Source organism: uncultured Oscillibacter sp., assembly GCF_910579365.1.
Taxonomy (GTDB): domain Bacteria; phylum Bacillota; class Clostridia; order Oscillospirales; family Oscillospiraceae; genus Oscillibacter.
Map to the genome: position 1 here is coordinate 1 of NZ_CAJTUX010000133.1, position 3,406 is coordinate 3,406.

Genomic DNA, 3,406 nt, shown 5'->3' on the forward strand with positions numbered 1-3,406 from the left:
AGCTGGCACCCAGTGGGGCAACAAGAAGTACATGAATATGAAGCACTTAGAGGCTGCCCTGGAGGATGCCTCTATTGCCGGCTGATTTTATTCTGCCAGAGCCTGCATACTATTTTGCGCATTATTCTTGACAGTACCAGCGTAAACCAATTTCTCCGGGAAACCGCTGCCCAATATCATCACTTTCGGATGCAGGGTATCATGCACGGCGAGGGAGAAATGCGTCCGGACCAGTTCGAGAAGCTGCTCCGCCTCCTTGAATGGCGGCATTTCCCGCATCAGCCGCTCCGCTATATTCTGGTGTTCCGCTTTATAAGCGGAAACCTCTTTTTCTTGCAGCTTCATACAGCTATGCATCCTGTTTTACAAAAAAATTACCCTGCCTGTGCGCCGCCGGTCACAGGCAGGATTCTGTTTAGTACCAGTCGTGCTTTTCGCTCCGGTCAAGGGCGTTGATCCGCGCCATTTCCGCATCGGTCAGCTCGAAGCCGTACAATTCGGTGTTCTCCTTGATATGGTCGGGATTGCTGGAGCCGGGGATGACCACCACGCCCTTTTGGAGATTCCAGCGAAGAATTACCTGGGCGGAGGATACGCCGTGGGCTTTGGCGATGCCGGAGATCACCTCATCCCCCAGCAGCTCCGCCGTATGGCCGCGGCCCCCCAGAGGATACCAGCCCTGAACCACGATTCCAAGGTCCTGGATATAGGGGATCACATCATTCTCCTGATAGTAGGGGTGGATTTCATTCTGAACCAGAGCCGGGGTGATCGTCACCTGGGGCAAGAAAGATTCCAGCTCCTTCACATACCAGTTGGACAGGCCCAGAGAACGGATTTTCCCGTCCTCTACAAACTTTTCCATGGCCTGATACGCTTTCACATCGTTCCGGTCAGGGTGGTGCAGGAGCATCATGTCCACATAGCCAATGTCCAGCCGGTCCAGACACGCCTGGATGGACTGCTCCGGGTTGGCCATTTCGCTGCCGGGGTAAATCTTCGTGATAACGAAAACATCTTCCCGTTTGATGATGCCCTCGTCAATGGCCTCCCGGATGGCCTGTCCCACTTCTTCCTCGTTGCCATAGGCGGAGGCGGTGTCGATGAGACGGACCCCGCTGGCCAGGGCGGATTTGACAGAATTGACGCAGGTTTCCCCGTGGAGGCTGTACGTCCCCAGGCCGTTAATGGGCATTTCATAGCCGCTGTTGAGGGTGACGCTTTTGGCTTCAAAGTTGAATCCCGCTTTGCTGGCGGCAGAAATCGCCGCGTCCACCGCCGGCTGCGGCAGTTCCAGACCATTGATCCATTCCTCCACGGTGCTGCGGCTGGTTCCACCGGCGAAACGGCGGCCGGTGATCCAATTCGCGCCAGGAGCCAGGGACTTGATGCTGCTGTCACTGTACCCGCTGGAGTGGGACGTGCAGAAGGGGACGATGGTTTTTCCGGTGAGGTCATAGCTCTCCAGGAAGGTGCTGATAATCCGGGGCGGCTGTCCGTGCCAGATGGGGTAGCCCAGGAAGATCACATCGTAGTCCGCCATGTTCTCAACGCTTCCGGAAATCGCGGGGCGGGCGGAGGGGTCGCTTTGTTCCCGGTCGACCCGGCCATTGGTGTAATAGGCGAGGTCAGCATCCGTATAGGGGACCTCCGGCACGATCTCTGCGAGGTCAGCGTTCAGAATATCCGCCGCGTACTCCGCCAGAGGACGGGTGGTATTGGTGGCGGAGAAATAGGCCGCCAGGGTCTTACCGCCTGCTGCCGGTCCCGGCTGGCTGCTGGCGATATTGCTCAAATAGTGATATAGCATAGAGGCTATTTCCCCTCGTTTGATATTGGTTTTCGGGTCGAACCGGCGGTTACTGGTTATACCCTCCAGGATACCGTTGGCATTCGCCCAACGAACCGCCGTCTGCGCCCAAGAGGAAACCGAGGCGGCGTCAGAAATGTCCGCAGCCGCGGCGCTCTCCGGCTCTCCGGCGAAGCGCCACAGGATTGTAACCGCCTGTTCCCGTGTCGTAGGGTCATCTACGCCAAAGGTGCCGCCGCCATAGCCGGAGATGATGCTGTTTTTCGCGGCCCAGGAAACGGCGTCACTATACCAGGACCCGGCAACCGCCGAAACAGCGGGCGTTCTGCTCATACGGTGCAGCACCGTGGCCAGCATAGCACGGGTCAGGGTTGCCTCCGGCGCGAAGGTGGTAGCGGTGGTTCCGCTCATAATGCCGTGCTGCTGGCAGTAGTCAATCGCCTCGGCATACCAAGCACCGGCAGGGACATCCGAAAAAGTGGACGCAGGCTGTGTTTTGGACGTGAGTTTTGCGCTGTCCATACCCGCCCCACCGCTGGCGGCGGGGACCTCCGCTGCCGAGCAGGAGGTCATGGTCAGGAGGCAGATCATACAGACCGCCATGGAGAAGGAAAGAAATTTTATGCTTTTCATGTGGATGTCCTCATTTCCTGTACTTTCACTTTTTTAATGACTTTAGCGGGAACACCACCCACCACTGTCATAGGCGGGACATCCTTCGTCACCACCGCTCCGGCGGCAACCACAGACCACTCTCCGATAGAAACGCCGGATAAGAACGTGGCGTTGGAGCCAATCCACACATGAGCGCCGATCTTGATAGGCGCGTAGTGGTTTTTCCTGTTTCTGGCCGGGTTCAGGTCATGGTCAATGGTGGCCAGGACTACGTTGTGTCCAATCAGCGCGCCGTCCCCGATCTCAATTCCGCCCTGATCTTGGAAGTGACAGCCGGAGTTGATGAACACATCCCGCCCAATGGTGATATTTTTCCCGAAGTCCGTATAGAACGGGGGGAACAGCCGGAAGTCGGGGGCAATCTCCTTTCCGGTCAGCCGCCCCATAATCTCCCGGATTTCCTCCGGCGTATGGTATTGGTTGTTCAGCTCCATCCCCAGCCGGATGGCCTCCTGGAACAGCTCGTTGGCGTAAGCCGCCCGCTCCGCGTCCTCGGGCGCGTCCTCCCGAAACCCCTTGATAACATCCTCTGCCGTCATGTTTTCGCCTCCTGCCGGTTAAAGTTGGTCCAGTTCTCCCGCTCTGCCTGGGGCGGCGTGCGGCCCTGCTGACGGCCCGCCTCAATACATCCCAGCAGCCACGCCATGTTCCGGCCCAGGTTCCGCATGGTCTGGAGGCCCTCTTTATCCTGCTCCACCAGCTCCGGGGCGGGACCAAAGACCATGTTCCAATAGGTGGAGGACACAATGGGCATTTCCGCGTTCAGCAGGTACTTATTCAGCACATCCAGGGAGGCCGTGGTCCCGGCCCGGCGGGCCGTCACCACAACGGCGGCGGGCTTGTGAAGAAATCCTTCCACACCGGCGTAAGAAACTGTACCAATAGAGGGAAAAGTAGTATAATGAGGGAATGATACAGAAA

The 3,406-nt window shown here is 57.8% G+C and carries 3 protein-coding genes and 1 pseudogene; all 4 read right to left on the minus strand.

Annotated elements, in window-relative coordinates; all coding sequences use genetic code 11:
• Positions 1 to 87: 87 nt before the first annotated feature.
• Positions 88 to 345, minus strand: coding sequence for a hypothetical protein (locus QZ329_RS15290; RefSeq protein ID WP_295753863.1), 258 nt, complete (start codon positions 343 to 345; stop codon positions 88 to 90).
• 70 nt (positions 346 to 415) lie between these two features.
• Entirely contained in the window at positions 416 to 2,443 is a 2,028-nt protein-coding gene (locus QZ329_RS15295; protein ID WP_295753864.1) for an aldo/keto reductase, read from the minus strand.
• Positions 2,440 to 3,024 (minus strand): DapH/DapD/GlmU-related protein, encoded by a 585-nt coding sequence (locus QZ329_RS15300; RefSeq protein WP_295753865.1) that lies wholly within the window; start codon positions 3,022 to 3,024, stop codon positions 2,440 to 2,442. The genes QZ329_RS15295 and QZ329_RS15300 overlap by 4 nt, the downstream gene beginning before the upstream one ends.
• A pseudogene (locus tag QZ329_RS15305) lies at positions 3,021 to 3,406 on the minus strand (flavodoxin family protein); the annotation flags it as partial. The gene QZ329_RS15300 and the pseudogene QZ329_RS15305, both read right to left, overlap by 4 nt.